General features: G+C 68.9%; 30 protein-coding genes and 2 pseudogenes. 15 read left to right on the top strand and 17 right to left on the bottom strand.

Annotation, left to right across the window (positions count from 1 at the left end):
* Nucleotides 1-2 precede the first annotated feature (2 nt).
* The 3 genes from JOD27_RS14105 to JOD27_RS14095 all read right to left on the bottom strand — a co-directional run bounded on the left by JOD27_RS14105 (nt 3) and on the right by JOD27_RS14095 (nt 1,631).
* On the bottom strand, nt 3-734 hold the full coding sequence (locus tag JOD27_RS14105; protein WP_204762643.1) for a hypothetical protein: 732 nt from the start codon (nt 732-734) through the stop codon (nt 3-5).
* A gap of 96 nt (nt 735-830) precedes the next feature.
* Nucleotides 831-986 (bottom strand): hypothetical protein, encoded by a 156-nt coding sequence (locus tag JOD27_RS14100; protein ID WP_204762642.1) that lies wholly within the window; start codon nt 984-986, stop codon nt 831-833.
* A 15-nt stretch (nt 987-1,001) separates the two neighbouring features.
* Nucleotides 1,002-1,631 (bottom strand): nucleoside/nucleotide kinase family protein, encoded by a 630-nt coding sequence (locus tag JOD27_RS14095; RefSeq protein WP_307830122.1) that lies wholly within the window; start codon nt 1,629-1,631, stop codon nt 1,002-1,004.
* 173 nt (nt 1,632-1,804) lie between these two features.
* On the opposite strand from JOD27_RS14095, the gene JOD27_RS14090 reads away from it, so the two are divergent.
* The 3 genes and pseudogenes from JOD27_RS14090 to JOD27_RS47140 all read left to right on the top strand — a co-directional run.
* The gene (locus JOD27_RS14090) at nt 1,805-3,085 is read left to right on the top strand and encodes an SWIM zinc finger family protein (RefSeq protein WP_204762640.1); all 1,281 of its coding nucleotides are present in this window, start codon (nt 1,805-1,807) and stop codon (nt 3,083-3,085) included.
* A complete protein-coding gene (locus tag JOD27_RS14085) occupies nt 3,082-5,577 on the top strand; it encodes a DUF6493 family protein (protein ID WP_204762639.1) in 2,496 nt (831 codons plus the stop codon). The genes JOD27_RS14090 and JOD27_RS14085 overlap by 4 nt, the downstream gene beginning before the upstream one ends.
* 131 nt (nt 5,578-5,708) lie before the next feature.
* Nucleotides 5,709-5,813: pseudogene (locus JOD27_RS47140) on the top strand (hypothetical protein); the annotation flags it as partial.
* Between the two features lie 72 nt (nt 5,814-5,885).
* Here the strand turns inward: JOD27_RS47140 and sph are convergent.
* The 3 genes from sph to JOD27_RS14070 all read right to left on the bottom strand — a co-directional run bounded on the left by sph (nt 5,886) and on the right by JOD27_RS14070 (nt 7,670).
* Nucleotides 5,886-6,809 (bottom strand): sphingomyelin phosphodiesterase, encoded by a 924-nt coding sequence (gene sph / locus JOD27_RS14080; protein WP_204762638.1) that lies wholly within the window; start codon nt 6,807-6,809, stop codon nt 5,886-5,888.
* Nucleotides 6,810-6,885: 76 nt separating this feature from the next.
* Nucleotides 6,886-7,041: an FCD domain-containing protein gene (locus tag JOD27_RS14075; RefSeq protein ID WP_204762637.1), complete on the bottom strand. Its 156-nt coding sequence runs from the start codon at nt 7,039-7,041 to the stop codon at nt 6,886-6,888.
* Between the two features lie 29 nt (nt 7,042-7,070).
* A complete protein-coding gene (locus JOD27_RS14070; RefSeq protein ID WP_204762636.1) occupies nt 7,071-7,670 on the bottom strand; it encodes a bifunctional 4-hydroxy-2-oxoglutarate aldolase/2-dehydro-3-deoxy-phosphogluconate aldolase in 600 nt (199 codons plus the stop codon).
* Nucleotides 7,671-7,685: 15 nt separating this feature from the next.
* Here JOD27_RS14070 and JOD27_RS44905 point away from each other — a divergent pair.
* The 3 genes and pseudogenes from JOD27_RS44905 to JOD27_RS14060 form a co-directional block, all read left to right on the top strand.
* Nucleotides 7,686-7,781: pseudogene (locus tag JOD27_RS44905) on the top strand (enolase C-terminal domain-like protein); the annotation flags it as partial.
* Between the two features lie 85 nt (nt 7,782-7,866).
* Complete coding sequence (locus tag JOD27_RS14065; RefSeq protein WP_204762635.1) at nt 7,867-8,961, top strand: FAD-dependent oxidoreductase; 1,095 nt, start codon at nt 7,867-7,869, stop codon at nt 8,959-8,961.
* A gap of 21 nt (nt 8,962-8,982) precedes the next feature.
* Nucleotides 8,983-9,525: a ribonuclease FAU-1 family protein gene (locus tag JOD27_RS14060; protein ID WP_204762634.1), complete on the top strand. Its 543-nt coding sequence runs from the start codon at nt 8,983-8,985 to the stop codon at nt 9,523-9,525.
* A 203-nt stretch (nt 9,526-9,728) separates the two neighbouring features.
* Here JOD27_RS14060 and JOD27_RS14055 read toward each other — a convergent pair whose 3' ends face one another.
* The 6 genes from JOD27_RS14055 to JOD27_RS14030 are packed head-to-tail and all read right to left on the bottom strand — an operon-like array spanning nt 9,729 to nt 15,132.
* On the bottom strand, nt 9,729-10,988 hold the full coding sequence (locus JOD27_RS14055) for a sensor histidine kinase (protein WP_204762633.1): 1,260 nt from the start codon (nt 10,986-10,988) through the stop codon (nt 9,729-9,731).
* Nucleotides 10,985-11,677, bottom strand: a complete 693-nt coding sequence (locus tag JOD27_RS14050) for a response regulator transcription factor (RefSeq protein WP_204762632.1) — start codon at nt 11,675-11,677, stop codon at nt 10,985-10,987. Before JOD27_RS14050 ends, JOD27_RS14055 begins: the two co-directional genes overlap by 4 nt.
* On the bottom strand, nt 11,677-12,156 hold the full coding sequence (locus tag JOD27_RS14045) for a DUF5666 domain-containing protein (RefSeq protein ID WP_307830120.1): 480 nt from the start codon (nt 12,154-12,156) through the stop codon (nt 11,677-11,679). The genes JOD27_RS14050 and JOD27_RS14045 overlap by 1 nt, the downstream gene beginning before the upstream one ends.
* 11 nt (nt 12,157-12,167) lie before the next feature.
* Nucleotides 12,168-13,358, bottom strand: a complete 1,191-nt coding sequence (locus JOD27_RS14040; protein ID WP_204762631.1) for an ABC transporter permease — start codon at nt 13,356-13,358, stop codon at nt 12,168-12,170.
* Nucleotides 13,355-14,035, bottom strand: a complete 681-nt coding sequence (locus JOD27_RS14035; protein ID WP_204762630.1) for an ABC transporter ATP-binding protein — start codon at nt 14,033-14,035, stop codon at nt 13,355-13,357. The genes JOD27_RS14040 and JOD27_RS14035 overlap by 4 nt, the downstream gene beginning before the upstream one ends.
* Nucleotides 14,032-15,132 (bottom strand): efflux RND transporter periplasmic adaptor subunit, encoded by a 1,101-nt coding sequence (locus JOD27_RS14030; protein ID WP_204762629.1) that lies wholly within the window; start codon nt 15,130-15,132, stop codon nt 14,032-14,034. Before JOD27_RS14030 ends, JOD27_RS14035 begins: the two co-directional genes overlap by 4 nt.
* Nucleotides 15,133-15,265: 133 nt before the next feature.
* On the opposite strand from JOD27_RS14030, the gene JOD27_RS14025 reads away from it, so the two are divergent.
* Both JOD27_RS14025 and JOD27_RS14020 read left to right on the top strand, forming a co-directional pair.
* A complete protein-coding gene (locus JOD27_RS14025) occupies nt 15,266-16,114 on the top strand; it encodes a helix-turn-helix domain-containing protein (protein WP_204762628.1) in 849 nt (282 codons plus the stop codon).
* Nucleotides 16,029-16,262: a DUF397 domain-containing protein gene (locus JOD27_RS14020; RefSeq protein ID WP_307830119.1), complete on the top strand. Its 234-nt coding sequence runs from the start codon at nt 16,029-16,031 to the stop codon at nt 16,260-16,262. Before JOD27_RS14025 ends, JOD27_RS14020 begins: the two co-directional genes overlap by 86 nt.
* On the opposite strand, the gene JOD27_RS14015 is transcribed toward JOD27_RS14020, so the two are convergent.
* The 5 genes from JOD27_RS14015 to JOD27_RS13995 form a co-directional block, all read right to left on the bottom strand.
* A complete protein-coding gene (locus tag JOD27_RS14015) occupies nt 16,246-17,256 on the bottom strand; it encodes a gamma-glutamylcyclotransferase (RefSeq protein ID WP_204762626.1) in 1,011 nt (336 codons plus the stop codon). The genes JOD27_RS14020 and JOD27_RS14015 overlap by 17 nt on opposite strands.
* Nucleotides 17,253-17,684 carry an HflX-like GTP-binding protein gene (locus JOD27_RS14010; protein WP_204762625.1) on the bottom strand — a complete coding sequence of 144 codons (432 nt, stop codon included), beginning with the start codon at nt 17,682-17,684 and terminating at the stop codon, nt 17,253-17,255. Before JOD27_RS14010 ends, JOD27_RS14015 begins: the two co-directional genes overlap by 4 nt.
* Nucleotides 17,685-17,854: 170 nt before the next feature.
* Complete coding sequence (locus JOD27_RS14005; RefSeq protein ID WP_204762624.1) at nt 17,855-19,438, bottom strand: Na+/H+ antiporter; 1,584 nt, start codon at nt 19,436-19,438, stop codon at nt 17,855-17,857.
* Nucleotides 19,439-19,456: 18 nt separating this feature from the next.
* On the bottom strand, nt 19,457-19,765 hold the full coding sequence (trxA, locus tag JOD27_RS14000) for a thioredoxin (RefSeq protein WP_307830118.1): 309 nt from the start codon (nt 19,763-19,765) through the stop codon (nt 19,457-19,459).
* A complete protein-coding gene (locus tag JOD27_RS13995) occupies nt 19,756-20,142 on the bottom strand; it encodes a MerR family transcriptional regulator (protein ID WP_204762622.1) in 387 nt (128 codons plus the stop codon). Before JOD27_RS13995 ends, trxA begins: the two co-directional genes overlap by 10 nt.
* Before the next feature lie 146 nt (nt 20,143-20,288).
* Between JOD27_RS13995 and JOD27_RS13990 the strand changes: the two genes are divergently transcribed.
* The 7 genes from JOD27_RS13990 to JOD27_RS13960 all read left to right on the top strand — a co-directional run bounded on the left by JOD27_RS13990 (nt 20,289) and on the right by JOD27_RS13960 (nt 26,576).
* Nucleotides 20,289-21,134 (top strand): LLM class flavin-dependent oxidoreductase, encoded by an 846-nt coding sequence (locus JOD27_RS13990; protein ID WP_204762621.1) that lies wholly within the window; start codon nt 20,289-20,291, stop codon nt 21,132-21,134.
* Nucleotides 21,135-21,145: 11 nt separating this feature from the next.
* Entirely contained in the window at nt 21,146-22,417 is a 1,272-nt protein-coding gene (locus tag JOD27_RS13985) for an LLM class flavin-dependent oxidoreductase (protein ID WP_204762620.1), read from the top strand.
* Between the two features lie 256 nt (nt 22,418-22,673).
* A complete protein-coding gene (locus JOD27_RS13980; protein WP_307830117.1) occupies nt 22,674-23,528 on the top strand; it encodes an amino acid ABC transporter permease in 855 nt (284 codons plus the stop codon).
* Nucleotides 23,525-24,247, top strand: coding sequence for an amino acid ABC transporter ATP-binding protein (locus tag JOD27_RS13975; protein ID WP_204762618.1), 723 nt, complete (start codon nt 23,525-23,527; stop codon nt 24,245-24,247). The genes JOD27_RS13980 and JOD27_RS13975 overlap by 4 nt, the downstream gene beginning before the upstream one ends.
* Before the next feature lie 12 nt (nt 24,248-24,259).
* The gene (locus JOD27_RS13970; protein ID WP_204762617.1) at nt 24,260-25,189 is read left to right on the top strand and encodes an ABC transporter substrate-binding protein; all 930 of its coding nucleotides are present in this window, start codon (nt 24,260-24,262) and stop codon (nt 25,187-25,189) included.
* 13 nt (nt 25,190-25,202) lie between these two features.
* Nucleotides 25,203-25,655 carry a winged helix-turn-helix domain-containing protein gene (locus JOD27_RS13965; RefSeq protein ID WP_204762616.1) on the top strand — a complete coding sequence of 151 codons (453 nt, stop codon included), beginning with the start codon at nt 25,203-25,205 and terminating at the stop codon, nt 25,653-25,655.
* A 51-nt stretch (nt 25,656-25,706) separates the two neighbouring features.
* The gene (locus JOD27_RS13960; protein WP_204762615.1) at nt 25,707-26,576 is read left to right on the top strand and encodes an aminoglycoside phosphotransferase family protein; all 870 of its coding nucleotides are present in this window, start codon (nt 25,707-25,709) and stop codon (nt 26,574-26,576) included.
* Nucleotides 26,577-26,627: the final 51 nt, after the last annotated feature.

Genomic DNA, 26,627 nt, shown 5'->3' with positions numbered 1-26,627 from the left:
ATTCAGACCTTCTGGTGCTCTGCCTCGGCGGGTCGCATTTCCGGAACCACCCCGTTGGGTGACGCCGCGGGCTTTCCCTCGGGTTCCGCCAGCCGGTCCGCCATGCTGCCGCCCTCGGGAACACCGGCGGGCGACGGGATCTTGCCCAGCAGGTAGCCGGCGTGGCTCACCGCGAGCAGCACGAGGAACGTGTCCGAGAACGCCGGCAGCCCACCGATGCCCGCGGGGTTGTTGACGGCCTTGAGCGCCGCCACCGCCTGCGCGACGTAGGCGAGCAACAGCAGGATGGTGATGAGGAAGTTCTGGAACTTCGACAGGTCGATCGACTTGCCGGCCGACGCACCCTCCTCGACGGTCAGCATCTCCCACAGCGGCCCGCCTTTCCGCCCCTTCGGGTAGGCAGCCACGGAACCAGGCCGCGTCGTGCTCTTCATGACCTTGATCGCGCCCGCCACCACCGCGGACCCGATCGCGATGCTCAGCAGCATGAGCACCTGACCGGGAATGGTGAACCCGGCGACGTCGACCTGCCCGGCCGCGAACCGCCCGAACGCCATGCCGCTGATCAGCGACAGCAGCACGACGGTCCACGACATCATCTGCAGCCGCGACAGGCTGTAGCGGCCACGCGCGTCCCGCAGGACGTTCTGCGTGCCCAGCCGGCTGGGAAGCACGATCGCGAGCAGCACGATGATGAGAGCGGACACGAGCCAAGCCCAGAACGTGGTCGCCATGGCGGCCTCCTCGTTACGCCTTTCGGACGCTGTGGGGAGTACGTCGTCGCGAGGCGAGCCGGCGTTATCACGCCGGGTAACGATTAGGGGGTCGATCTACCAGGTGCAGGCGGTGTCCGGCTCGCAGCACGGTGCGAGGAACCGGCAGGTCGGGCAGATCCATTTGGAACCGTTGCCGTAGGGCCGCAGGTCGTCGGACTCGCACTGCGGGCACTGGGGGAGTCGCACTGTCTTCTTGGCCGGCTCGGTCACGGCCGACACCGTACTTCAGGTCGCCAGGACGCGCGGCTCGGCGAGGTCGTCGTAGTCGATCACGAGGCTCGCCCGCGTGGCCGGGGCGCACTTCGCGATGTACAGCCGCTGGCCCTCGACGTAGCGGCGGTTGGCCGGATCGTCCGGATCGGACGGACTGCCGTCGCGGACAGCCATGCGTGCCACGGAAACCGCGAAGTCGACGTGGAGGAACACCGAGAAGTCCCAGTGGTCCACGAGCTCGTCGCGGTGCAGGAAGACGCCGTCCACCAACAGGATCGCCGGAGGCTCCACGACCTCGAAGGGCGAGTCGACGTACTCGTCCGTCTCCAGGTCGTGGCTCGCGCGCTGGAACGGCTGCCCGGTGGCGAACGGCACGAGCAGGCGGGCGGCGAAGCGTTCGTGGTCGAAGCTGTCCAGGAAGAAGCCGTCCGGCGACGTCCTGCCGCGCTGGTAACGGATCGCGCGCGGGCGGTGGAAGTCGTCCACGGAGGCACGGACGACCGTGCGGCCGCGGCCGCGCAGCACCGCCGCCAGGTCGTCGCAGAACGTAGTCTTGCCCGCCCCGTCGACCCCGTCCACCGCGACCAGCCCCTCGGTGGGGAGCAGGTCGGCGACGGCGTTCAGCACCTCGTGTCGGCTCACCCGGTCGATCATGCCCCAGCCCACCTGTGAGCCGGGGCACCGCGCTCGTCGTCGCGGTGAAGGACGGGGTGGCGCGGCTGATCGTGCGGCGTGAGACAGAGGAGGACCTGTTGCGCCGCTACGTCTGAGTCGGTTCGGCTGCGGATCGAACGTGTGTTCCCTAGCATGCGCAGATGCACTCGTACGCGTACGTGGCCGACTCACGCCTCGACGAGGCGAAGCGCGCCCTGGGCCTGCAGACTTCCGGCGGCAGGGCGCCGCACCCGCGCTTCTTCACCGGGTTCCTCGGCGACTCACAGCAGGCCGCCACCGCACTGCTCGCCGTCGCCAAGGTCGCGGGCGCGCGGTACTTCCAGCCGACCAGCGAACGCCTGCGCGACCCCGTCGTCACCTGCAACGGTGACCGGCTGCGTTTCGAGTCGTTCTCGGGCTGCTGCGGTGTCTACGCCCGGCTCGACGTCCTCTCCGGAGCGCTCGACGGCGAGGTCCACGACCGCGGCACCACGAACGTCGACGTCAACGAACCGCTCCGCCGCGCGCTCGCCCGCGTCACGAAGGGCGATCCGCTGCACCTGACCGTCGGGCCGGATCAGGTCGAGGTCGGCACTCTCGACGGCGCGGTCGTCGAGAAGAAGGTCCCGCTGCCGCCGCGCTGGCTGCGCGGGTTCGCCGAGACCCAGGTCCTGACCTCGCGCTTCGACCTGAGGGCCGAACTGTCCGCCGCCGACGCCCAGCGGTTCCTCAAGACCCTGCCCAAAGGCCGCGCGGCGGTGTGGGCGGTCCCGTCCGGCAGGTCGCTCAGGCTGAGTGGAACGGCGTCGGCCAACGCGGTGTGCCTCGCCGGACCGAACCGCCTGGAAACGCTGATCCCGTTGCTGCGCTTCGCGAAAACCGTCCGGCTGTACGGGCCACCGCCCGACGGCAAGCCCGTGGCGAGCGGCTGGGAGGTCGACCTCGGAGCGCAACGCCTCACGCTCGTGCTCTCCCCGGAGGTCACGCGCGGCCTGTCCGGTGAAGGCGCGGTCCTCGACGGACTCGCCGCCGGTGACGCCGACACCGACGCCGAACTGATCGGCGCACTGCTGGACTTCGAGCCCCGAGTGGACATCGCGGACCTCGCCGACCGGTCGGGGCTCGCCCCTCAGCGCGTGAAGGACGCGCTGGCGCAACTCGGCACCGCCGGACGGGTCGGCTACGACCTCGCGGAAGCGTCCTACTTCCACCGCGAACTGCCGTACGAGGGCACGGACGTCCAGGCGATGAACCCCCGGCTGCGCAACGCGAAGGCGCTCGTCGAGCAGGGTGCGGTCAGGTGGGACGGCGACACGGCCGTGGTCGGCGACTACCGGGTCAACGGTGACGCGTGCACCTGTCAGTGGTGGGCCGAGTACCGGGGCGGGCGCGGCAAGTGCAAGCACGTGCTGGCGGCGGACATGGTCAGGAGCAGGGCGTGACCTTCCAGAGAATCCAGGCGCTGATCGAGTCGGACGAGGTGCTGCCGCTCGGGGAGGTGCTGAACAGCCTCACGCCCGAGGAGCGCAAGGAGGCCGCGAAGGACCTGATCGCGTACGAGAAGAAGCACCGGGCGGGCGACCGGCGCTGGTTTCACGGCGAGACGCTCGCGATCGCGGGAGCCGGGTTGCTGCCGAACGCGTCGACGCTCACGCCCTGGCTGGTGCGCTACCGCATCTGGCACAACTGGACGAGCCACGCCGGCAGCACCAGCGTGGTGCTCGACGTGCTGCGGCACCGTGAGCTCACGTGGCTGCCCGACCTGGTGGCGCGGCTCGGCGCCAAGATGCCGACGCGCGATCTCTCCCGCCGGGACCTGCTGGTGATCGTCCTGGAGTTCTGCGGGGACAACCCGCCGGACTCGGACGGGTTCCTGATCCACTTCATGGACTTCGGCGGCCACACCAGGTGGCGGCCTGCCTTCGACGCGCTCATCCCGCGCCTGCTGGAGGTCGTCGGCGCCGGTGCGATCATCGCGAACACCCGGCAGTGGCGGACGTTCCTGCGCGACAGGGCAGACCGCCAGGTGCTGCTCGACGGGTGCCTCGCCCGGCTCCAGCAGGGCGGCAGCGCCAAGGAGATGGAGGGTTTCCTGGCGCTGCACGAGGTCGTGCAGGTCACGATGGACGAGGCGGCCGAGCACGCGCGGGACTACGTCGCGATGCTGCCGGACTCACGGTCCACTGTGGCCACTCTCGCGCAGGACCAGCTGAAGCGGCTCGACGAGGCGCGGCGGCTGGACTTCGACCTGCTGTGCGACGCGAGCCGCTGGGTGTTCGGCCGTACCGAGAAGAAGCTCATCCGCACCCAGCTCACCTGGCTCGGCAAGCACGCCAAGGAGAATCCGGACGAGGTCGTGCTCACGGCCGCGGAACTGTTCGCGCACGAGTCCGACGACCTGCGCGGCCACGCCGTCAAGCTGGTGACCAAGCACCTCGCGAAGATCAGCGACGCCACGAGGACCGAGCTGCTGGCGTTGGCTGAACAACTGCCGCCCGACCTCGCGGCACAACTCGGTGCCACCACGGCACAAGAGGACACCGTCGCGCTCGCGCCGTTCACGCGGCGCCCGTGGCCGGAGCCGATCGCCACGATCGACGAGCTGACGGGCGAGGTGCACGCGCTGTTCGGCCGCAACGCCGGGCACGTCGAGGCGGTCGTCGGGGAACGGATCATCGAGGCCGTGGTCCGGTTCGCGTGGCAGGACAGGGAAGCGGTCGCCAGGGCGTTCGCGCCGATCTACGACAAGTACCAATGGATCCAGAACCGCGCCTACTACGGCTACTCCGAGAACGCGGACCGTGCTCCCTGGGAGGAACTGGTCGGGATCATCGCCGCCGTGGCCGAACCCGCGACGTCGGCTGGGCCGATCGAGTCGATGCTGAGCTCCGCCCGCACCTGGCTGAAGCAGCTCAAACGCGCCCCGTCAGTTTCGGTCAGCGAGCAGCTCGCCTTGCGGCTGCGCGAGATCACGAAGGGGCTGGCGCAGTCGCCGCGCCCGGCCCTGGTCTCCTTCCCGACCGAGATGTCCGGCCTGCTCGACGCCGCCACGCTGCTCGAACGGCTCGCCAAGGCAGAGGCGGAGGGCTGGGAACCGTGGCCGCGCGACCTGCAGCAGGCCTACCACCGGCTTCCGCGTGACGTGACGCCCGAGGCGTTCACGTCGTTGTCCGGCAACACCGGCCGGCTGCTGCGCGAGTGGCTGAAGGACCGCTCGGACCCACAGGTCACACTGGTCGAACGGATCCGCACTTCAGAGAACTACGGCTACTACCGCCCGTCGATGACGGAGAAACGACTGCTCGTCACCGTCGATCCAGGGCTGCCCGAGCCGGAGAAGCACTGGTACGGCCACAACGAGTGGGGCCCGATGATCGAGTGGTGGCCCGCCGTCCTGCCCGTGCAACGCGAGGTCGTGGCCGCTCACCTCGTGCCGCACCTCGCCCACCGGCGCGACTCGAGGGGCGGCGACGGCCCGCTGCTGCCGCTGCTCGCCGAGGCGGACGGCCCGATCGGCGTCGCGATGAACCTCGCGCTCGCGTACGGGCTCGGCGCCGAGCTCACGGTCAACCGCGCCCATGCCGTCGACGCCCTGCTGATCCTCGCTTCTCGCGACCAGTTCGACGGCAAGGCGCTCGGCGAGATCATCGGCCTGCTGGTGCAGCGCGGCGAGCTCGCCCTGAACCGGATCGTGCCTGGACTGCGCGACGCCGCCCGGTCCGGTGCGTCCACCCAGGTCTGGGACATCCTGGCCACCGCGCTGCCGAAGCTGTGGACGCACAACCGGGTCGCGGACGTGATCGAGCTGGCCGTCGAACTGGCACAGCAGTGCAGGCCGCGTGGCGAGGTCGAAGGACTCGCGGAGGTCGCTGGACGCAAGGGCTCCAGCAAGGCCGTCGTGCAGGCGAAGCGGCTGGTGACGGCACTGGGCTGACGGCATGGAGCTGGGAGAGATCGTCGCGGAACGGCGGATCGGGGGCGTGGCACCGGACGGATCGCACTTCGAGGTGGTGATCAGGTTCGGTGCCCCGCGCCCCGATCCGTTGAGACCGCAACGGCGACTGGGTCTGTCCACATCGGATCGCCGGTCTCGGCGACGACGAGGTCGGTGCCGCGTACGGAGTGGACTCGCTGCAGGCGTTGCTGCTCAGGTGTACGCGGTCAGGGTGAAGCTGGCCGAGTCGGGCGGCACTCTCGACTGGCTGGGCATGCCCGAGCTCGGCCTGACCGTCGCTCCCGTGCTCAGCTAGCGAAAACGGGGTAGTGGTCGGAGAAGTCGGTGTAGGTGTACTTGCGCCCCCACGACCAGGTCGACCACTCGGGACTCTTCACCCGCCGGGTTTCGTTGCGCAGCACCGGACCCTGGATCGTGAGCACGTAGTCGAGGTGCTCGGACGCGTACTCGGGCCCGTACTGGTCTCGGCAGATGCTGTTGTCCGCGCAGTCCCACGAGAACGGGTGCCCGGTCACCTCGGGCGTGGCGGCGCCGAGATCGGCGATCATCCGCGGGAACTCGTCGCTCGCCTTCACGACGTTCATGTCGCCCACCACGTAGACCGGTTCGGACGCAGGGATGTTCCGCGCGGTCAGAAACGCCCTGATCTCGGCCCGTTGCTTCGTCCGGTAGCCGGCCGGAGCGCTCGTGCAGCTGGAGTCCTCCGCCTGCATGTGGGTGCCGATCACGTGCAGCGGGCCGGTCGGTGCCTCGATCCGCACGTACGCGAAACCCTTGTTGGAGAACCAGTCCGCGCCGCACGCGTCGCGGTAGATGTGCTGCATGCGCGTCGTGATCGGCCACCGGCTCAGCACCGCGACCCCACCGTCCTCCGGCGTCGAGTCGCGGTACGCACCCGAGGTGACGTCCCATCCAGCGGTGCTGCGGCCGAGCACCGGCGTCTGGTGCGGGTAGGTGTCGCGGAGGTTGGCGAGCAACCGGTCGGAGGCGGTGTTGTCGAACGCCTCCTGCAGCACGACGACGTCCTGACCGTTCAGCACGCCGGTGCTGTCGATCAGGTCGGCCCGCGTCACCTGGCCCCAGTTGGGATAGAGGTTGCGGGACAGCATGAACACGTTGTGGGTGGCGATCTTCGGGGCGGCCGGGGCCGCGACCGCGGGTGCGGCCGGGATCGTGAGCGCGACGGCAGCGGCGAGCGTGATCAGGCGCATGGGGCCCGATGGTGAAGGACATGAGAATCATTCACAACCGGGCGGGCGTGTCGTATCGATCAAGCGTTGACGAACATCAGCGCAACCGACCGAGATCCGCGCCCGACTTGTCGACCAGCGCCCGCATCGCGGCGTAGGCGGCCTCGGGGTCGCGGTCCGTGATCGCGTCGAGAACGGCACGGTGGGACGGCACCCGGTCGTCCCCGTGCACGAGCTTGTCCTGTTCGGCCACGCAAGAACCAGCGACCCAAACCGCCCCGCTCAAGACCGCGAAGCGCGAACCAACCCCTGAATCTCGGCAAGAGGAGTGCGAGCAAGCGCCGACCCGACTCCGCAAGCCACCGCACCCGCCGCCAGCCAGCCGGGAACATCCGCAGGCGCCACTCCGCCGGTAGGCACCAACGGCGCATGGGGCAGCACCGCCAACACATCCTTGACCCACTGCGGCGTAGGCGCCGGAAACACCTTCACCGCATCCGCTCCGGCCTCCATCGCCTGCACGATCTCGGTAACGGTCCCAGCGCCGGGGAGCACAGCTGCCCCATACCGATGCCCCGCCCGGATCACCGACAGCTCGAGGTTCGGCGCCACGAGGAACTGTGCCCCAGCCCGCACCGCGGCGACCGCGGAAGCCGAGTCCAGCACCGAGCCCGCACCGATCACGGCGTCCGGGTACTCACTTCTGAGGTGCGCGATCGCCTTCAGCGCCTCGGGGTTCGTGAGTGGCAGTTCCAGTGACGTCAGGCCGGCGTCCAGCAGCGGAACGGCGGCCGCAACGGCCGAGGACGCATCGTCGGTGCGGATGATCGCGATGATGCCCTGCCGCACGACTGCCTGGGTGATCTCGTAGCGGTAGCCCACGCGCGCCAGCCTAGGGCTTCGATCGCACCGCATTGTCCACTCGGGCCGATCTCGCTGGCGGCGGCGTTGCAGGTCGACTTCACGGCGCCGAGCTTGCTCATCCAGGAACGTCGGCGAGCGGTAGCTGACAGCGCCTGCCAGCCGCGTGCCAGCGGTGTGTGCGGCCGGTGCCAGCGGTGTTCGTCAGTGTTGCCTCATGCACAAACCAGTCACGATCATCGGCGCCGGTCTCGGCGGTCTCACCCTCGCTCGCGTGCTGCACGTCCACGGCATCCCGTCCGTCGTCTACGAGGCGGAGGAGTCGCCGTCGGCGCGGTCGCAGGGTGGAATGCTCGACATCCACGACTACAACGGCCAGCTCGCCGTCGAGGCCGCGGGGTTGACGGAGGAGTTCCGCGGCCTGGTGCTGGAAGGCCGACAGGCGATCCGGGTGTTGAGCCCCGAAGGCGAAGTCCTGTTCGAGAAGAACGACGACGGCACCGGCGGGCGTCCCGAGGTGCAGCGCGCCGACCTGCGGCGGATGCTGCTCGACTCGCTTCCAGCGGGCACCGTTCGGTGGGGCCACAAGGTGACCGGGGTCCGAGGCCGTGAGGTGACGTTCGCGAACGGCAGCACGGTGGAAGCGGAGTTGCTGGTCGGCGCGGATGGTGCGTGGTCGAAGGTCCGCGCGGTGCTGACCGACGCCAAGCCCGAGTACGCGGGCCTGACGTTCGTCGAGACCTACCTGTATCACGCCGACACCGCGCACCCCGCCGTCGCGAAGGCCGTCGGTGGCGGTTCGATGTTCGCTCCCGGCCAGGGCAAGGGAATCTTCGCCCACCGGGAGCGCGGCGACACCCTGCACGCCTACGTGGAGTTCAACCGGCCGTTGGAGTGGTTCGACGGCATCGACGTCACGGACCCCGCGCAGGTCGTGCGGGAGTTCGAGGGCTGGGCTCCCGAGCTGACCGCGCTGATCAGCGAGACCGACACGACACCGGTGTTCCGGCCGCACTACCGGCTGCCGTCCGGACTTCGCTGGGACCGGGTGCCGGGGGTGACGCTCCTCGGTGACGCCGCCCATCTGACGGTGGCGAACGGTGAAGGCGCCAACCTGGCCATGCTGGACGGCGCCGAGCTCGCCAAGGCGATCGCCGCGCGCCCCGGTGACGTCGAGCGGGCGCTGGTCGAGTACGAGGAGACCATGATCGTGCGCGCGGTGAAGACCGTCGAGGACACCGACGGCATCGCCGAGAGCCTGTTCGGGGACGAGCCGCCGGAGAAGTTGGTCGAACTGCTCGACCAGCAGTGATGAACCGGTAGAACTGATCGCGTGGAACGCATCGAGGTGTGGCGCGAGTCGTTCGGTCCGTTGCCCGGCGTGCGGGACGGCGACGCGCTGGCCTACGAGTTCCAGCTGCCCGACCGGTTCGTGCCGTGGCGGGGCGGCACGTTGCTGGAGCGGGTGTTCGTCCTGCTCGATCTCGGCGTCAGCATGTCCGTGCCCGTCTGGCAGCGCAACGACCGCACCGACCGGTCCGCCCAGGGCCCGACCACCTGGTACGTCGACCTCGTGCAGATCACTGCCGAGCCTCATGGGTTCGTCATCCGTGACCTGTACGCCGATGTCATGGTGCCCGTCGACGGCCGCCACCAGCGCTTGCTCGACCTCGACGAGTTCGCCGACGCGATCGAGTCCGGGGAGCTGTCGGTGGCGGAGGCCGTCGACGGGTTGCGGCGCTGGCAACGGTTCCAGGACCGCCACCTGCACGCCGCCCGCGAACCGCAGGGGTACTGGACCGACTTCCCGCCCCGCGCTCTGCGGGCCCTCGCCGCCCTTCCCGCCCCGCTCGGGCCTGTCGTCACGGCCCAGTGATACCGCTCCGATTGGACTAACGTGCGGTTCATGGTCAACTGAAGCTGGTCACGGCGGTGCTTCGCCGCCGCCATGACGACCGTCACCACACGGTCCGTTCACCACCTACCGCGGCTGGGTCTACCCGCGACGGTACTTCCCGAGCCAGACGCGGATCTGCGTGGAGGGCTTCAAGAGCGGCGGCAGCTACGGCCTGCTCTGCTTCACCGTGGCATAGTCCCGAACAGCACTCGGAACACCGCGCCCTCACCCGGCGCGGTGTCCACCTCCACCCGCCAGCCGTGGGCCGTGACCAGCGCCGCCACGATCGCGAGCCCCAGCCCGGTGCCGCCGGGTCCACGCGCGGGATCCACGCGGTAGAAGCGTTCGAACACCCGAGCGGCCTGCTCGGGTTCCATCCCGGGCCCGTGATCAGCCACCTCGATCACGTCCGGCGTGAGCCGCACCTCGATCGGCGATCCGGTGGGCGTGTGCGTCAACGCGTTGTCGAGCAGGTTCGTCAGCACCCGCCGCAGTCGCGCATCGTCACCGTCGACCAGCACGGGCGCACCGGGAAGTTCCAGCGACACAGTGCGTTCCGGGTCGCGCACCCGCGCCTCGTGCACCGCGTCGGTCACCAGCACCACCAGGTCCACAGTGGACAGCGTCAGCGGCTGCTCCGAGTCGAGCCTGGCCAGCTGCAGCAGGTCCTCGACGAGCACTCCCATCCGGGCGGCCTGGTCCTCGATGCGCCGCAACACCTCGCCCGCGGCCGAAGCGGCACCCTGCCGGTAAAGCTCTGCATAGCCCCGAATCGACGTCAGCGGCGTGCGCAGCTCGTGTGACGCGTCGGCGACGAACTGCCGCATCCGGTTCTCCGAGCTGACCCGCACCGCGAACGCCTGCTCGATCTGCCCGAGCATCGTGTTCAACGCCGACGCCAGCTGCCCGACCTCGCTGCCCGGCCGCCGCACCGGCACCCGCCGCGAGAGGTCGCCGGCCGCGATCTCGCCGGCGACCTGCTCGACCTCCTCCAACGCCCGCGTGGACGCCCGGACGAGCGCATACCCCGCCATTCCCACCAGGATCAGCGCGCCGAGGCTGATCAGCAGGAACGCCACCCGCAGGTCGTCGACCGCCCGGTTGACCTCCGACTGGTCCGCCACCGCGATCAGCTCGACGTCGTCGAACTTCCGCATCGCCACCCGGTGCGTGCCCACCGTGACGTGCTCGCCCGGCGTCAACGTCCCGTACGCGGGCAGGCCCTCGAACGGTGTGCCCGCGACAACGCCCTGGGCGTCGCGCAGCAGCATGTTGTCCCGCAAGGGGAACGTCCTCGGCGTCGACACCGCCCGGTCCAGCCGCGCGTCGAGCTGGCCCAGCAGGTAGTTCTCCATCACCTTCGACCCGATCAGCCATGTGCCGAACAGGCCCGCGGCCACCAGGGCGACGAGCACGACCACGAGCCGCAGGCGCAACGTCATGGGCGGATCATGTAACCCAGGCCGCGCACCGTGTGGATCAGCCGCGGCTCCACGGCGTCCACCTTGCGCCGCAGGTACGAGATGTACGACTCGACCACGCCGACGTCGCCGTCGAAGTCCTGCGACCACACCTGGTCGAGGATCTGCGCCTTGGACAGCACCCGGCCGCTGTTGCGCATCAGGTAGTGCAGCAGCCGGAACTCGGTCGGCGACAGCTCCACGACCTGCGTGCCGCGCCGCACGATGTGGCTCTCCACGTCCAGCGAGAGATCACCGCACGTCAGCTGCTCGCTCTCGTGGTCAGGCCGGGTGCGCCGCAGCACGGCCGTGACGCGGGCGATGACCTCCTCCAGGCTGAACGGCTTGGTGATGTACCCGTCGCCGCCGATCGTCAGGCCGGTGATCCGGTCGTCCGGGCTGTCGCGCGCCGTCAGGTACAGCACCGGCACCCGCACGCCATCGGCCCGCAGCCGCCTCACCACCTCGAACCCGTCGCGGTCGGGCAGCATCACGTCGAGCAGCACGAGGTCCGGCCTGTCCGCGCGGGCCGCCTGCAGGGCCTCGCCGCCGGTTGCGGCGCTGGACACGGTGAACCCCGCGAACCGCAGGCTCGCGCACAGCAGTTCGCGGATGCTGGGTTCGTCCTCGACGACGAGCAACCGGCCACGTTCCACCCGTGAATCCTGCATCAGCCGTTGGGCGGCCGCTGGGTCAGCGTCTGCGCGGTCACCGTGCCGTCCGACCCTGCCTGGCCCTGCACGACGACCTGCTGTCCCGCCTTCAGGTCGGTCAGCTTGCCGTCGGAGGTGATCTGCACCTTCGTGGAGTCCGAAGTGGACACCTTGATGACCTGGCCGTTCTGCGTCTTCACGTACACGGTGGTGCCGTCGACGTGGTCGATCGTGCCGATGGTGCCGCGGCCGAAGCCGCCGTTCGGCCGCTGCTGCGAACCGGACGGCGGGGTGCCGTTGAACTGCCGGGCGGCGTTCTGGCGGGTCGGGGTCCGCGTGGAGCCGAAGGACTTCTGCACGAACACCCCGCCGACGAACGCGACGATGGCGAGCACCGCGACCCCCAGGATGATCGTGGTCTTGCCGAAGCCGGTCTTGCGCTCCTTCAGCTGCGCCGACAGGTCGTTCTCGAGCGGCTGGTCGAGTGGGCTGGTCACTTGCTGCACTCCTATTCGTGCCTGAGAGCTTCGATGGGACGGAGCTTCGCCGCGCGCGAGGCCGGGTAGCTGCCGAAGAACAGGCCGATCAACGCCGACACCGCGAAAGCGAGCAGCACCGACGACGGCACGAGCACGGGCTTGATGCCCGCGATGGTGAACTGGGTGCCGAGCATCCCCGCGGCCACGCCCAGCGCACCGCCGAACAGGCTCAGCAGCGTCGCCTCGATCAGGAACTGGCCGAGGATCGACGAACGCGGCGCGCCGACGGCTTTGCGGATGCCGATCTCGCGGATCCGTTCGGTGACGGTCACCAGCATGATGTTCGTGATGCCGATTCCGCCCACCAGCAACGAGATCGCCGCCACCGACGCGAGCAGCACGGTGAACGTCTCCGTCGTGGCGGTCCGCGCGGTGAGCAGCTGGTCCTGGCTGAGGATCCGGTAGTCGGCGGTCTGGCTGACCTTGTGCCGTCCGTTGAGGATCGTCGTGACCTGGGCCTGCGCGTTCGGCAACGCGTCGGCGCTGCGGGCCTGCACGACGATCTGGGTGAGGCTGCCGTAGCCGGTCAACGCGTTCTGCGTGGTCGTCAGCGGTGCCACGGCCATGTCGTCGGCGTCCTGCAACCCGCTGGAGCCCTTCGCCGCGAGCACTCCGACGACGGTGAACGGGATGTTGTTGACCAGCATGGACTTCCCGACCGGATCGACGCCGGGGAAGAGCTGCGTGGCGACGGTCGCGCCGATCACGACGACCTTGCGCGCCTGCTGGATGTCGTTGTCGGAGAACAGGTTCCCTTGCGCGACACCGCTGTTCGTCGTCTCGAAGTAATGCGGGTCGGTGCCGATGAACTGGCTGATCGCGTAGCTGGTGCCGCCGTACCCCGCGGTCGCCTGCGCGGACACGACCGGCGACGCGTACTTGACGTCGGGGGAGTCGGGGCCGACCAGTGCCGCCGCGTCCGCCGTCGTCAGCGGCTTGACCGTGCTGCCCTGCTGGGCGCGCTGCGGGCTGATCGTCAGGATGTTCGTGCCGAGCCCCGCGATGCTCTGCTGCACCGCGCTCGACGCGCCGTTGCCGACCGCGATCAGCAGGATCACCGACGCGACACCGATCAGGATGCCCAGCGTCGTGAGCCCCGACCGCATCTTGTTCGCCGTCAGCCCGCGCACCGCGAACGCGGCGATTTCGACCAGTCTCACACCAGCACCCCCGCGACGCGGCCGTCAACCACGCGAATCGTGCGCATGGCGTGGGCGGCGACCTCGTCCTCGTGCGTGATCAACACGACCGTGCGGCCGCTGGCGTGCAGGCGGTCGAGGATCGCCATGACCTCGCGGCTGGAGTCGGTGTCGAGGTTTCCGGTCGGCTCGTCGGCCAGCACGATCGCGGGCGACGTGACGAGCGCGCGGGCGATGGCGACGCGTTGTTGTTGCCCGCCGGACAGTTCGTTGGGCCGGTGGTGCGTACGTTCTTTCAGACCAACGAGATCGAGCGCTGCCAACGCGCGTTCACGGCGCTGGGCACGCCGCACGCCCGCGTACACCAAGGGAAGTTCCACGTTCGCGAGCGCCGTGGTTCGCGGCACCAGGTTGAACGACTGGAAGACGAACCCGATCTTGCGGTTGCGCAGCAGGGACAGCTGCTCCTCGTCGAAGTCACCCGTGTCGATGCCGTCCAGCAGGTACGTGCCCGATGTCGGGATGTCGAGGCAGCCGAGGATGTTGAGCAACGTCGACTTGCCGGACCCGGACGCGCCCATGATCGCGATGTACTCGCCCTTCTCGACGGTGAGATCGAGGCCTCTGAGGGCGTGCACGGCCGTGTCGCCTGCTCCGTAGGTCTTGCGGAGGTTCCTGACCTCGATGACCGGGCTCATCGGCCGAACCCGCCACCGTTGCGGTTCCCGGTGCCCGGGAAGTTTCCTTGCTGCGGCTGGCGGTTCGTGCTGGTCGACGTGGTCACCGGCGGCAGCACGACCTCCTCACCCGCGGTCAGGCCTGACTTGATCTCCACGTACTGGTCGCCGCGCACCCCGACCTCGACGGTTTTGCGGGTCTCGGCGCCGTTCTCGAGCACCTGGACCGTGCTCTGGTTGTTCACGGTCTGCACGGCGGCCGCGGGGACGGCGAGCACGTTCGACACCTGGCTGACGGTGATCTCCACGCTCGCCGACTGACCGGGCCGCAGCCCGGCCGGCGGGTCGGTGAGGCTGAGCGTCACGCCGTACTGGACGACGTTGTTCGACGTGGTGGGGGTGAGGTCGACCTGGGCGACCTTGGCCTGGATCGGCTGCGTGGCCATGGCGTTGACCGTGACGGTCGCCGCCTGGTCGACCTTGAGCTTGCTGACGTCGGACTCGGAGACGTTCGCGTGCAGCACGAGGTTCTTCAGGTCGGTGACGACGACGAACCCAGATGTCGTCGTCGTGGTGGTGGTGCTTGTGGTCGACGCGGTGTTGTTGCTGCTGCCGACCTTCTGCCCGACGGACCCGGTGATCGACGTGATCGTGCCGTCGCCGGGAGCGGTCAGCGTGGTTGAGGCGAGCGTGTCCTGGGCCTGCTTGAGCGCGAGCTGCGCCTGCCGGTAGGCGGTGAGCAACGCAGTGGTGCCCGTGCCCTTCGCGGCGGCCGCGTCGAGGTTGCCCTGCGCGATGTCGACCTGCAGCTGCGCCTGCGTCGAATCCAGCCTGGCGAGCTGCTGCCCCTTGGTGACGGCGTCGCCGACCTTGACGTCGACCTCGGTGACGGTGCCGCTCGTGCCGAACGACGCCGCGGCGCTGAACGAGCTCTGCACCGTGCCCGACGCCGTGACCACCTCGCTGACGTCGCGGTTCGCGGCGGCCGCCGTGCGTGCGGCGGTGGGCTGGGCGTTGCCGGAGGAGCCGAAGAACACCAGGTAGCCGGCCACGCCGGCACCGAGGAGCACCACCACCAGCAGTCCGTTGATCAACAAGGATCTGCGACGTCGAGTCATGGAGACGGATCGTCGTCTGCCAAGCTGTAGACCGGCTGCGAGATTCCTGGCAGTTTCCTGATGATCCCGGCCAATACGTTTTCACCCGAATGAGCATCTTGTTGCTTTTCGAGCAACCCCTAGCGTCGATGGCATGGCAACGACCACTCCATCCACCGCATACAGCCGGGATCTGGGCGACGAACTGCGCCGCTTGCGCGAAACCTGCACCGGGCTGACCGGCAACGCGCTCGCCGTCAAGCTCGGCTGGGATCCGAGCAAGGTCTCGACCGTCGAGACCGGCAAGTACCGCGCCAGCGAGATCGACCTCGTGCAGTACTTGTCCATGTGCGGCAAGGACATCGACTTCTTTGAGGACTTCAAGCGGCGCTACCGGTACGCCTTCGAGGAGTACATCGTCCAGGTGTCGGACAACCTCCGCACGCTCGCGATGGCGGAGTCGACCGCCAAGACGATCATGCGGTACGACGCGCAGTCCGTGACGGGTCTCCTGCAGACGCCCGAGTATGCCGACGCCTGGTACCGGATGGGTGGGTTCGTCACCGAAGATCGCATCCCGTCGCTCGTCCAGTTCCGGACGGACAGGCAGTCGCTGTTGCGACGACACGATCGGCCGATTTGCTGGTTCTACATCCATGAGCACGCGTTGCAGCTGCAGGTCGGGGACAGCGACATCATGGCGGACCAGTACGCACGCCTGCTGTTCAGCGCGCAGCTCATCCGGATCATTCCTGCGAACGCGCCTGTGGTGGCCACGAACTGCACCCTGTGGGAGTTCGAAAAGGCGATGCCGGTGGCCTTCATCGAAGGCGACCTGGTGAACGTGTTCGTTCAGGATCCTGGTGCCATCGTGAGGGCCCGTCTGCTGTTCGACCGTTTGGCTGAGGTCGCCTTGGATGCGGAACAATCGCGGAAGAAGCTGGCTGAGTACGTCGGCCGACCGCGAGAGGACCACGATGACGCAGGAACGCGTTTGGCGTAAGAGCAGCTACAGCGGTGCGACGGAGGACGGCGACTGCGTCGAGGTGTCACTGGCCCACGACGCACTCGTCCGTGACTCGAAGAACCCCTCCGGAGGCGTTCTGATCTTCACTTCCAGCGCCTGGAAGAACTTCATCGAGAATCGCTAGCCAGGTACACCCAGGCCTCGCTGCCCGAACCGAGCCGCACCAGCGCACGCCGGTAGTCGTCGACCTCGTAGAGGTCGGCCGCAGCAAACTCCGCGGTCGTGACCTCCAGCATCGTGCCTGCGGTCGTGTCGGCGGGATCGCCGGTGTGCCGGACGATCGGGTGCCGATCCGTGCCGCTGACCTCGATCACGGCCGGATCGGTGATCGTCACCCACTCCTGCCGATAACCGGGCAGCACGTCCTCCTTGCCCACCAGCGTCCGCCCGAAGTGCTCGATCTGCACCGACGGCGTCTGCAGGGTCCCGTACGAGAAGAGGTTGACCACCGCATCGGCGGGCCCGCCGATCCGCCGCAACACGGGGTTCGCGACGTCCTCGTTGCCGATCACGACGGTGGCGCGCCGTTCGGGCCCGACCTCGTCGAGGTAACGGCGGCTGGCCGCGTGATATCGCCGGTCGAACGCACGCTGAGCCTGCTCCAGCCCGCCGAGCAACTCCGTGTCGCGGCGTGCCCCGCGCTCCCGCGCAACCTCGAACGGCGTGTCGACGAAGACCACCTCGTCCCACACCAGGTCCCGCTGCAGGAAGCTGCCGTCGACCACCAGCACCTCCGGCGCCTCGACTGGCGGCTCGTCGATCGGGGTGTCCGAGGCCAGGTCGATGATCCGCTCCCGGTACTTCCGATCCCCGCCGGGTCCGAGCGGTTCGAGCACGAGCCGGGAGAACGACGCGAAGTCGTAGGCGTCCGCGTAGTACCCGTCCGCCGAGTCACGCCCTTGCCGGTGCCGGATCGCGCGTGGGTTGTGGAACCCGTCCATCGACAGGTGCGCCGCCACGCGGCCACGTGCGGAAACCGCGGCCGCCAGCTCACGGGCCAGCGTCGTCTTGCCTGCCGCCGTGATGCCGTCGACGGCCACCCGCAGTGGATGGCCTGGAAGCTGAGCGACGAGGTGGTCGGCGATCCTGCCCAGCACGCGGTCCCGTGGAGTGATCATGAGACCGACTCTATGTCAGGAAGACCCACCGCAGGCCGGCCGAGCATGATCGTCAGCGTGCGTCGTTGCCGCTCGGTCAGCGAGGCAACGAAGATCACCGCATCGGCGTCAGCCTGCTCGCAGGCCTCGGCCACCTCGCGAACCTTCCCGTAGCTGAGCAAGGTCCGCGAGGAGAAGGGCAGGCTCATCTTCCTGACCCCGCCGTGCGAGACGCCCCGTCGTTGCACGATCTGCCTGACGACGTGAGCGCCGCGTGCCGCCAGTTCGTCGGCAGCCGACGCCATGAGCTCCGCGAGCTTCTTCTCCTTCGCGGAGAAGTAGCCCACCAGCACCACGTCGGCTCCGGCGAGGTCGAGCCGCTGACGCGGAGCGTGCCCCGGTGACACCCTGCGGGCCGGGCGCCGGTCGCGCCTTCGGGGCTGATGCACGCAACGCAGACTAGATGCCGAGTGAGCCGGGGCGAGAAGCGTTTTCACTGTTACCAGGAGATGCGGTTGGACATCGGGCTGACCCCACGCCGTCCACCTCCCCCTGTTGGTGGTAGGAAAGCGCCTGTTGATGTTGAGTTGGTGGTACTTGCAGACGCCATCAGAGCAGGTCAGTCCTCCTCGATCTCCCGCCGCGAGAGCCGCACCTCCTCGATGTCGAGCTTGCGCTGCACCGCCCGCAGCACGATGTCGTCGATGGCCTGCTCGTCCCGCAGCCGCACCACCGTCGCCCGCTTGTGCCCGATCAGCTCCAGCCGCAGCGCGTTGTATTCGACCTCGGACTGCACCACCTCGAGGTCGCCGGCTTCCTTGGCCCGCCTGACCTCCAGGTGGTGCTCGTACTCGGCGAGCACGCGTTTGTAGACGACGTCCGACACACCGACCTTGTCGGCGAGGCGTGGCAGGGCCTCGTAGGCCTCCTCGGACGCGGTCACCTGGGCCAGCCGGAGTTCCTCCTCCACCGCCGTGTCCTCTGGCAGCTGCGAGAAGCGGAGGATCGACGGCAGCATCAGCGACTGCACGACCAGCGTCAGCACGACCACGCCGGACGTGATGAGGATGATCTCCTCGCGGAACGGGAACGGCCCGCCGCCGACGACTGTCTCCGGCACGGCCAGGGCGGCGGCCAGCGACACCGCGCCGCGGAACCCGGCCGCCGACGACACCAGGCGTTGGCGGGCGCCCACCCGGCGCAGCCGTTGCTGTGGCCGGCGGTCGATCGCGCGGATGATGTACGGAGTGGTGTAGCTCCACAGCAACCGGGTGCCCGCCACCGTCAGCGCGACGAGTCCGATCGCACCGAACGACTTCCAGATCTGCGAGCCGTCCAGCGAGCGAACCGCGCTGTTGGCCTGGAGTCCGATCAGGACGAACAAGGCACCGTTGAGCACGAACGTCGCGATGCCCCAGAACGCCGTGGTCACCTGGCGGGTGTCGGCGCGCACGATGCGTGGGCCGACCCTGGCCAGCGCCAGGCCGCACGTCACCACCGCGATCACGCCGGAGCCGTGCACCAGCTCGGCCAGCAGGAACGCGGTGAACGGCGTGAGGATGCTGACGACCGTCTCATGGAGCGGGTTGTCGAGGCGCTTGCGCACCTGGACGGAAAGCCACGCGATCGCCAGACCGGCCGCCGCGCCACCCGCGTACGACAGGAGCAGCCGCAGCCCGACCAGGCCGGTGCTGAACTGCTGCTCACCGGTCGTGATGGCCACCGCGATCGCGTAGATCACGAGCGCCGTGCCGTCGTTGATCAACGATTCGGCGCGCAGGATCGTGGTGGTGCGGCGCGGCATGCCGCGGGCGATGGCCGAGACCGCGGTCGCGTCGGTGGGCGCGAGGGCCGCGCCGAGCACCCACGCGGGGCCCCAGTCGAGGCCGAGCGCGTGGGCCACCGAGGCGACCGCGGCCGCCGTCGCGAGCACCAGCAACGTGCTGAGCAGCACGATCGGGCGCAGGTTGCTGCGGATCTCCCGCAGCGAGGTGTTGAGGCTCTCCCAGTAGAGCAGGGCGGGGAGGAAGATCAGCAGCATCGCCTCCGGCGGCAGGCTGACCGACTCCAGGGTGGGCACGAAGCCGAGCAGCGCGCCGCACAGCACCAGCAACACCGGGGCCGCGAGGCGTAACCGTCCTGACACGACACTGCTCGCCAGGATGCACACGCCCAGCACCACTACGAGTTCGAGACCGAGCATGCGCTCAAGATAGGCGGCTCACGCGCTCAACGCGTCATCCAATTCGGCGAGCAACCGCGACTTGGGGCGCGCTCCCACGATCTGCCTGATCGGCACACCGTCGCGGAACAGCAGCATCGTCGGCAGCGACATGACCTGGTAGTCGCGTGCGGTGGCGGTGTTCTCGTCGGCGTTGATCTTCAGCACGGTCAGGTCGTCGCGTTCGCGGTCGATCTCGTCGAGCACGGGCGAGAGCATGTGGCACGGTCCGCACCACTGCGCCCAGAACTCGACGAGCACGGTGCCTGTCCGCGTCTTGTCGGCGAACGTGGCGTCGGTCAGCTGCACAGGAACTCCTTGGGTTCGGGCACGAGGCACGGATCTTGGAAGGCGAGTCTGGCCAGCAGGAACTCCCGGACGGTGTTCAGCCGCTCCAGGCACGCGTCCACCTCGGCGAGCTTGCGCCGGTAGACCTCGCGCGAGTCCGGGCACGAGTCGCCGGACTCGTGCCCCGCGCGCAGGCACGCCACGAACGGCCTGGTGTCCTCGAGTGACAGCCCGACCGCCTGCAGCGACTGGATCTCCTTCACCAGCCGCAGGTCGTGCTCGTCGTACTCCCGGTAGCCGTTGGACGTGCGCTGCGCGTCCAGCAGTCCCTGGGACTCGTAGAAGCGCAACGCACGCGTGGTGGTGCCGGCTCGCTTGGCCAGTTCGCCGATCCTCATGCACCGAACGCTAAACCTTGACGCGCACGTCAAGGCAAGCCGCGCGAAATATTCCCGCTCCAGCGACTTTTCCCACCCTGTGGCCGTCCCAGCACAGGTTCCCGCGGCCCGCACAGAATGCGAGAACCCGACGAGAGGGGGGACCGGTGGGATCACCACTGCACCTTGCCGTCGCCTTGCAGGCGACCGGCGACGAAACCTTCAGCGCCGAGCACTGGGTGGAACAAGTCCGCGAGGCCGAGGAGGCGACGCTCGACTTCGTCACGTTCGACGACTCACTGGCCGGTGAGCCCGGCCTCGACGCGGTGCTGACCGCCGCCCGCGTCGCGCCGCTCACCACGCACATCGGCCTGGTGCCGACAGCGGTCGTCACGCACACCGAGCCTTTCCACCTGTCGAAGGCGATCGCGACGCTCGACTACGTGAGCAAGGGCCGCGCGGGCGTCCAGCTCACGACGGATTCGTTGGCCGCCAAGCACTTCGGCCGCCGCGACGACTTCACCGACCTGTGGGAGGAGGCCGCCGACTACGCGGAGGTCCTGCGCAGGCTGTGGGACAGCTGGGAGGACGACGCCGAGATCCGCGACGTCGCCACCGGCCGGTTCATCGACCGCGAGAAGCTGCACTACATCGATTTCGAGGGGCGCTGGTTCAACGTGCGCGGCCCGTCGATCACGCCAAGGCCACCGCAGGGCCACCCGCCGATCGCCGCCACCGAACCGGGATTCGCGGACGTCGTGTTCGCGGACGACCCGTCGGTGTCCGACAAGCTCGTGTTCCGAGACGTGGACGGCACAGCTGATCCGCAACAGCTGATCACCTGGCAGGACCAGGGCTTCGCCGGGTTCCGCTTCCACGTGGCGGATCTGCGCGAGATCACCCGCGGCCTGGTTCCCGAGCTGCGCCGCGAAGGCCTGTTCCGCACGGCCTACGAGCACCCCACCCTGCGCGGGCGCCTCGGCCTCGCGAAGCCCGCTGACCAGTACGCCTGAAGGAGCGCGAGATGACCAAGCAGATCCACCTCGCCGCGCACTTCCCCGGCGTGAACAACACGACGGTGTGGAGCGATCCGCAGGCGGGCAGCCACATCGAGTTCGACTCGTTCGTCCACTTGGCACAGACGGCGGAACGGGCGAAGTTCGACTTCTTCTTCCTGGCGGAGGGGTTGCGGCTGCGCGAGCAGGGCGGCCAGATCTACGACCTCGACGTCGTCGGCAGGCCGGACACGTTCACGGTGCTCGCCGCGCTCGCCGCCGTGACCGACCGGCTCGGGCTCGCCGGCACGATCAACTCCACGTTCAACGAACCCTACGAGGTGGCCAGGCAGTTCGCCTCGCTCGACCACCTCTCGGCCGGCCGGGCCGCGTGGAACGTCGTCACCTCGTGGGACGCCTTCACCGGCGAGAACTTCCGGCGCGGCGGGTTCCTCGCGCAGGAGGACCGCTACACGCGGGCCGGGTCGTTCCTCCGCACCGCGTGGAAGCTCTTCGACACGGGCATCGGCGAGTTCGAGCACAAGGACCAGCACTTCGACATCAGCGGCAGGTTCGGCGTGCCGCGGTCTCCGCAGGGCCGCCCGGTGATCCTGCAGGCGGGGGACTCGCACGAGGGCAGGGAGTTCGCCGCCGCCACGGCCGACGCGATCTTCTCCCGGCACGGGACGCTGGAGGCGGGGCAGAAGTTCTATCACGACGTGAAGGGCAGGCTGGCGAAGTACGGCCGCACACCCGAGCAGCTCAAGGTGCTGCCCGCCGCCACGTTCATCCTCGGTGACACCGACGCGGACGCGCAGGAGAAAGCCGCGCAGGTGCGGCGGCAGCAGGTCAGCGGCGCGACCGCGATCCGTTTCCTGGAACAGGTGTGGAACCGCGACCTCAGCGGCTACGACCCGGACGGCCCGCTGCCCGACGTGGAGCCGTTGACCGGTGAGAACTCCATCGCGAAGGGACGCGCCAGCGTCCGGATGTTCAAGGATCCGGCGGCCACGGTGAAGGAGTGGCGCGAGAAGGCCGCGGCCAAGAACCTCTCCATCCGCGACCTCGTGATCGACGTCAGCGCCCGGCAGACGTTCGTCGGGTCGGCGGACAGCGTCGCCACCCAGATCGACGACCTGGTGCAGCAGGACGCGGCGGACGGGTTCATCCTCGTGCCGCACGTGACGCCGGGCGGACTCGACGAGTTCGCCGACACCGTCGTGCCGCTGCTGCAGGAACGCGGCGTGTTCCGCACCGACTACACCGGTCCGACCCTGCGCGATCACCTCGGTATCCGATAGTTGTTCAGCACGTGGACGTCCTTGCCGGGCAATCGTGTGCTCCCTAACGTGAGCCGCGTTCTGCAAGTGCTCTCATCGGAGCGCAGGGAAGGGGGGACAGGAATGGACGGCTTCGCCCTGTTCCTGTCCTCCCGCAGGCACATCGACCACGGGCGCGTGTCCACCACCGCCTGTCGCGGCTGACCTCTCTCAGCCCCTTCCTCTCCGCCTGGCCCGACAAGGACTCGCCATGCCGCCTTCCGGCACCCTCACAGTTGTGTCCACAAAGGACAGATCGGTCGTTCTGGCCTCGTTGCCGGTGGTCGCCGCCCGCCACCCGTGGCGGTGGGTCGGCGTCGCCGCGGTGCTCGTGCTCGCGGCGCAGTTCGTCCACGGCCTGGTCACCAACCCCGCCTGGGACTGGCCGACGTTCGCCCGCTACTTCACGGCACAGTCGATCCTCACCGCGGTCGGCACGACCATCTTGCTGACCGTGCTCGGCACGGTGCTGGGGTTCGCCCTGGGCATCGTCGTCGCCGTCCTGAGGCTCTCGAAGAGCCCGTTCCTGCAGGCCGTCGGCTGGACCTACGTCTGGGCGTTCCGGTCGATCCCGCTGATCGTGCAGCTGTTGTTCTGGTTCAACATCTCCTACCTGTACCAACGGCTCAGCCTCGGCATCCCGTTCGGGCCCGAGTTCGTGAGCTTCGAGACCGTCGAGCTGATCAGCCCGATGGGCGCGGCCGTGCTCGGTCTCGCGCTGCACCAGGCCGCGTACGCCGCGGAGATCGTCCGTTCCGGCGTGATCTCCGTCGACCGCGGCCAGCTGGAAGCCGCCGCCGCGCTCGGCATCCCGAAGTTCCGGCAGTTCCGCAGAATCGTGCTGCCCCAGGCGATGCGGGCGATCCTGCCGAACGCCGCGAACGAGGTGATCAGCCTCTTCAAGGGCACGTCCGTGGTGTCCGTGATGGCGATCGGCGAGCTGTTCTACCAGGTGCAGGTGATCTACGGTCGCAACGCGCGGGTCGTGGCGCTGCTGATGGTCGCCACCGTCTGGTACATCATCCTGACCACGCTGCTCTCGATCGGCCAGCACTACGTCGAGCGCTACTTCGCCCGAGGAGACCGCCGGTGATCGAGGTTCTGGGCGTGCACAAGAGCTTCGGCTCCAACGAGGTGTTGCGCGGCGTGTCGCTCGACGTCGCGGCGGGTGAGGTCGTGGTGGTGCTCGGCCCGTCGGGCTCCGGCAAGTCGACGTTGCTGCGCACCATCAACCACCTGGAGAAGGTCGACCGCGGGTTCGTCAGCATCGACGGCGACCTGGTCGGCTACCGGCAGCACAAGGGCAAGCTGCACGAGCTGAAGGAACGCGAGATCCTCAAGCAGCGCAGGCACATCGGGTTCGTGTTCCAGAACTTCAACCTGTTCCCGCACCTGACCGCGCTGGAGAACATCGCGGAGGTCGCGCCGCTCGCGGACGCACGGCAGTTCCTGGCCCGTGTTGGCCTGGCGGACAAGGAAGACTCCTATCCACGCCAGCTGTCCGGCGGTCAGCAGCAACGCGTCGCGATCGCGCGAGCCCTGGCCACGCGGCCGAAAGTCGTGCTGTTCGACGAGCCGACGTCGGCCCTCGACCCCGAACTGGTCGGCGAGGTGCTGGACGTGCTGCGCGACCTCGCCCGCACCGGCACGACGATGATCGTGGTCACCCACGAGATCGGCTTCGCCCGTGAGGTCGCCGACCGGATCGTGTTCATCGACCAGGGCGTGATCGTCGAACAGGGAACGCCCGCCGAGGTACTCGACCACCCGGCCCACGAACGCACCCGCGCGTTCCTGTCCAAGGTTCTCTAGAAGGAGTCCGTTGTGCGCAAACCACTTCTCGCCGCCCTCGCCCTGCTGCTCGCCGCCTGCGGAACGGCGGAGAGCGAGCCCGCCGCCCCCGGCGGCCTCAACGTCAACGTCGGTCCGAACCAGAACCGCGTGACGGCCCAGAAGGACGACAAGATCGCCTCGAAGGTGCCGGAGAAGTTCCGCACGAAGGGCGAGCTCGTCATCGGCGGATCCGCGGGTACAGCACCACCACTGCGTTTCTACGCCACCGACGACAAGACCGTGATCGGCGTCGAGACCGACATCGCGACGCTGGTCGCCGACGTCCTCGGCCTCAAGCCCCGCCTGGAGGTCGCGTCCTGGGAGAACCTGTTCGTCGGCCTGGACAGCGGCAGCTACGACGTGGGCCTGTCGAACATCACGGTCACCGAGGCGCGCAAGGAGAAGTACGACTTCGCGACCTACCGGCTCGACACGCTGGCGTTCGAGGCGAAGAAGGGCGGCAGCTGGCGGGTGAGGGAACCGAAGGACGTGGCGGGCAAGGTCGTCGCCGTCGGCTCCGGCACCAACCAGGAGAAGATCCTCGTCGACTGGAACACGAAGAACGTCGCCGCAGGGCTGCCGGCCACGGACATCAAGTACTACCAGAACTCCTCGGACTACTACCTCGCGCTGCAGTCCGGCCGCATCGACGCCTACCTCGGCCCGAACCCCACGTCCGCCTACCACGCGGCGACCTCGGGACAGACCGAGGTGATCGGCACCTTCTCGGGCGGCGCGTCCGTCCAGGGCAAGATCGCCGTGACCACCAAGAAGGACAACGGTCTCGTCGGTCCCGTGCAGGAGGCGTTGAACCAGCTGATCGCCAACGGCAAGTACGCGGAGGTGCTGGGGCGCTGGGGCCTGTCCGGCGAGGCCGTGCCGACGTCGGAGATCAACCCCCAGGGCCTCCCCAAGACCTGAGCGAGGGAGCATCATGCGGTTCAGCATCACCATCGACACCGAGGACGAGGAAGTCGCGCTGCGGCTGCTCGGCGCGTTGAAGGACGTGGGTCTGGTACAGGCCACGGAAGCCGTGGTCGAGGACGCTGTCGTGCGAATCCTGCCGGACACGAGGCAGGTCCTGCTCAGAGACGAGCCCGTCGAGCTCACCAGGCTGGAGTTCGAGCTGCTGCTCCACCTGTGCGAGCACCCCGACCGGGTGCACCGCCGTCGTGACCTCCTGGCGGCGGTGTGGGGAGTCAACGACGACTACAGCGGTGCCAGGACAGTCGACGTGCACGTCCGGCGGGTGCGGCAGAAGCTCGGGGACGCGGCGGACGTGATCCAGACGGTGCGCGGGGTCGGCTACCTCGTCGCGCCGAGCGGCCGGGTGCGGGTCGACCGGACGCCGAACATCGTGCAGCTGGCTGATCGACGGGCCGGGTGACGGAGGTAAAAGCGGTTGCTCCCGGCCGTCGCGCCCGTGTTGCATGCGAGCATGCACGACGGCGAGGTCGCGACGAATGTGTCCCTTGTGGACGAACTGATCCGCACGCAGTTCCCGCGGTGGCACGGCCTCCCGATAACCCACGTCCGGCACGGCGGCACCAGCCACGCGATCTACCGGCTGGGCGACGAGCTCGCCGTCCGATTGCCGCATCGCGACTGGTCGACCGGTCAGGCCGAACGCGAGACGGCCGTGCTGCGGCTGCTGACCCGCCATCTCCCGATCGCCGTGCCGGAACCGGTCGGCCTCGGTGAACCCGGCTCCGGCTTTCCGAGCCGCTGGACGGTCGTGCGCTGGCTGCCCGGCGACACAGCGACCGTCGGCGCGGTGCGAGAAGACACCCCGGTCCGCCTGGCGGAGCTGATCCACGCGTTGCAGGGCATCGAGGTGAACGGGCAGCAGTGGGTTCCGCACCGCGGCAACGCACACCAGGAGAAGGGCGACGACCGGGTGCGCGAGTGCATCGCCGAGCTCGGTGGTGATCAAAGGCTCGTCGACCTGTGGCAGGAGGCGCTCGACGCACCGCGCTGGGACGGCCCCGGCCGCTGGCTGCACGCGGATCTGCACGGGGGCAACCTGCTGTTCACCGACGGCGAGCTGACCGGGGTGGTGGACTGGGGCTGTGCCGGTGTCGGCGACCCCGCCGGTGACCTGATGCCCGCGTGGTTGTTCTTCGACGAGCCGGGGAGGCGCGCGTTCCGGCGTGAGCTGAGCTTCGACGACGCCACCTGGAGGCGTGCCCGTGGCTGGGCGCTGCACCTCGCGGTGCTCGGCCTGCCCTACTACCGCGACACCAACCCGGTGTTCGCGGACATCTGCCGGCACACGCTGCACCAGCTACTGGCGGAACGCGCCGGGTGACACGCCTGGACTGCCGGAGGTTTCCGTTCGATGAACTTGTGATCCACTCCT

The sequence above is a fragment of the Lentzea nigeriaca genome (genome assembly GCF_016907955.1).
Classification (GTDB): Bacteria; Actinomycetota; Actinomycetes; order Mycobacteriales; family Pseudonocardiaceae; genus Lentzea; species Lentzea nigeriaca.
The sequence above is the reverse complement of the archived record's forward strand: the minus strand, read 5'-3'. Positions and strand labels throughout refer to the sequence as shown.

Bases quoted from the DNA above. Each gene is read 5' to 3' on its own strand.
- JOD27_RS14105 (WP_204762643.1), bottom strand. From the start codon at position 734: ATGGCGACCACGTTCTGGGCTTGGCTCGTGTCCGCTCTCATCATCGTG.
- JOD27_RS14090 (WP_204762640.1), top strand. From the start codon at position 1,805: ATGCACTCGTACGCGTACGTGGCCGACTCACGCCTCGACGAGGCGAAG.
- sph (WP_204762638.1), bottom strand. From the start codon at position 6,809: ATGCGCCTGATCACGCTCGCCGCTGCCGTCGCGCTCACGATCCCGGCC.
- JOD27_RS14065 (WP_204762635.1), top strand. From the start codon at position 7,867: ATGCACAAACCAGTCACGATCATCGGCGCCGGTCTCGGCGGTCTCACC.
- JOD27_RS14055 (WP_204762633.1), bottom strand. From the start codon at position 10,988: ATGACGTTGCGCCTGCGGCTCGTGGTCGTGCTCGTCGCCCTGGTGGCC.
- JOD27_RS14050 (WP_204762632.1), bottom strand. From the start codon at position 11,677: ATGCAGGATTCACGGGTGGAACGTGGCCGGTTGCTCGTCGTCGAGGAC.
- JOD27_RS14035 (WP_204762630.1), bottom strand. From the start codon at position 14,035: ATGAGCCCGGTCATCGAGGTCAGGAACCTCCGCAAGACCTACGGAGCA.
- JOD27_RS14030 (WP_204762629.1), bottom strand. From the start codon at position 15,132: ATGACTCGACGTCGCAGATCCTTGTTGATCAACGGACTGCTGGTGGTG.
- JOD27_RS14025 (WP_204762628.1), top strand. From the start codon at position 15,266: ATGGCAACGACCACTCCATCCACCGCATACAGCCGGGATCTGGGCGAC.
- JOD27_RS14020 (WP_307830119.1), top strand. From the start codon at position 16,029: ATGCGGAACAATCGCGGAAGAAGCTGGCTGAGTACGTCGGCCGACCGC.
- JOD27_RS14015 (WP_204762626.1), bottom strand. From the start codon at position 17,256: ATGATCACTCCACGGGACCGCGTGCTGGGCAGGATCGCCGACCACCTC.
- JOD27_RS14005 (WP_204762624.1), bottom strand. From the start codon at position 19,438: ATGCTCGGTCTCGAACTCGTAGTGGTGCTGGGCGTGTGCATCCTGGCG.
- JOD27_RS13995 (WP_204762622.1), bottom strand. From the start codon at position 20,142: ATGAGGATCGGCGAACTGGCCAAGCGAGCCGGCACCACCACGCGTGCG.
- JOD27_RS13985 (WP_204762620.1), top strand. From the start codon at position 21,146: ATGACCAAGCAGATCCACCTCGCCGCGCACTTCCCCGGCGTGAACAAC.
- JOD27_RS13965 (WP_204762616.1), top strand. From the start codon at position 25,203: ATGCGGTTCAGCATCACCATCGACACCGAGGACGAGGAAGTCGCGCTG.
- JOD27_RS13960 (WP_204762615.1), top strand. From the start codon at position 25,707: ATGCACGACGGCGAGGTCGCGACGAATGTGTCCCTTGTGGACGAACTG.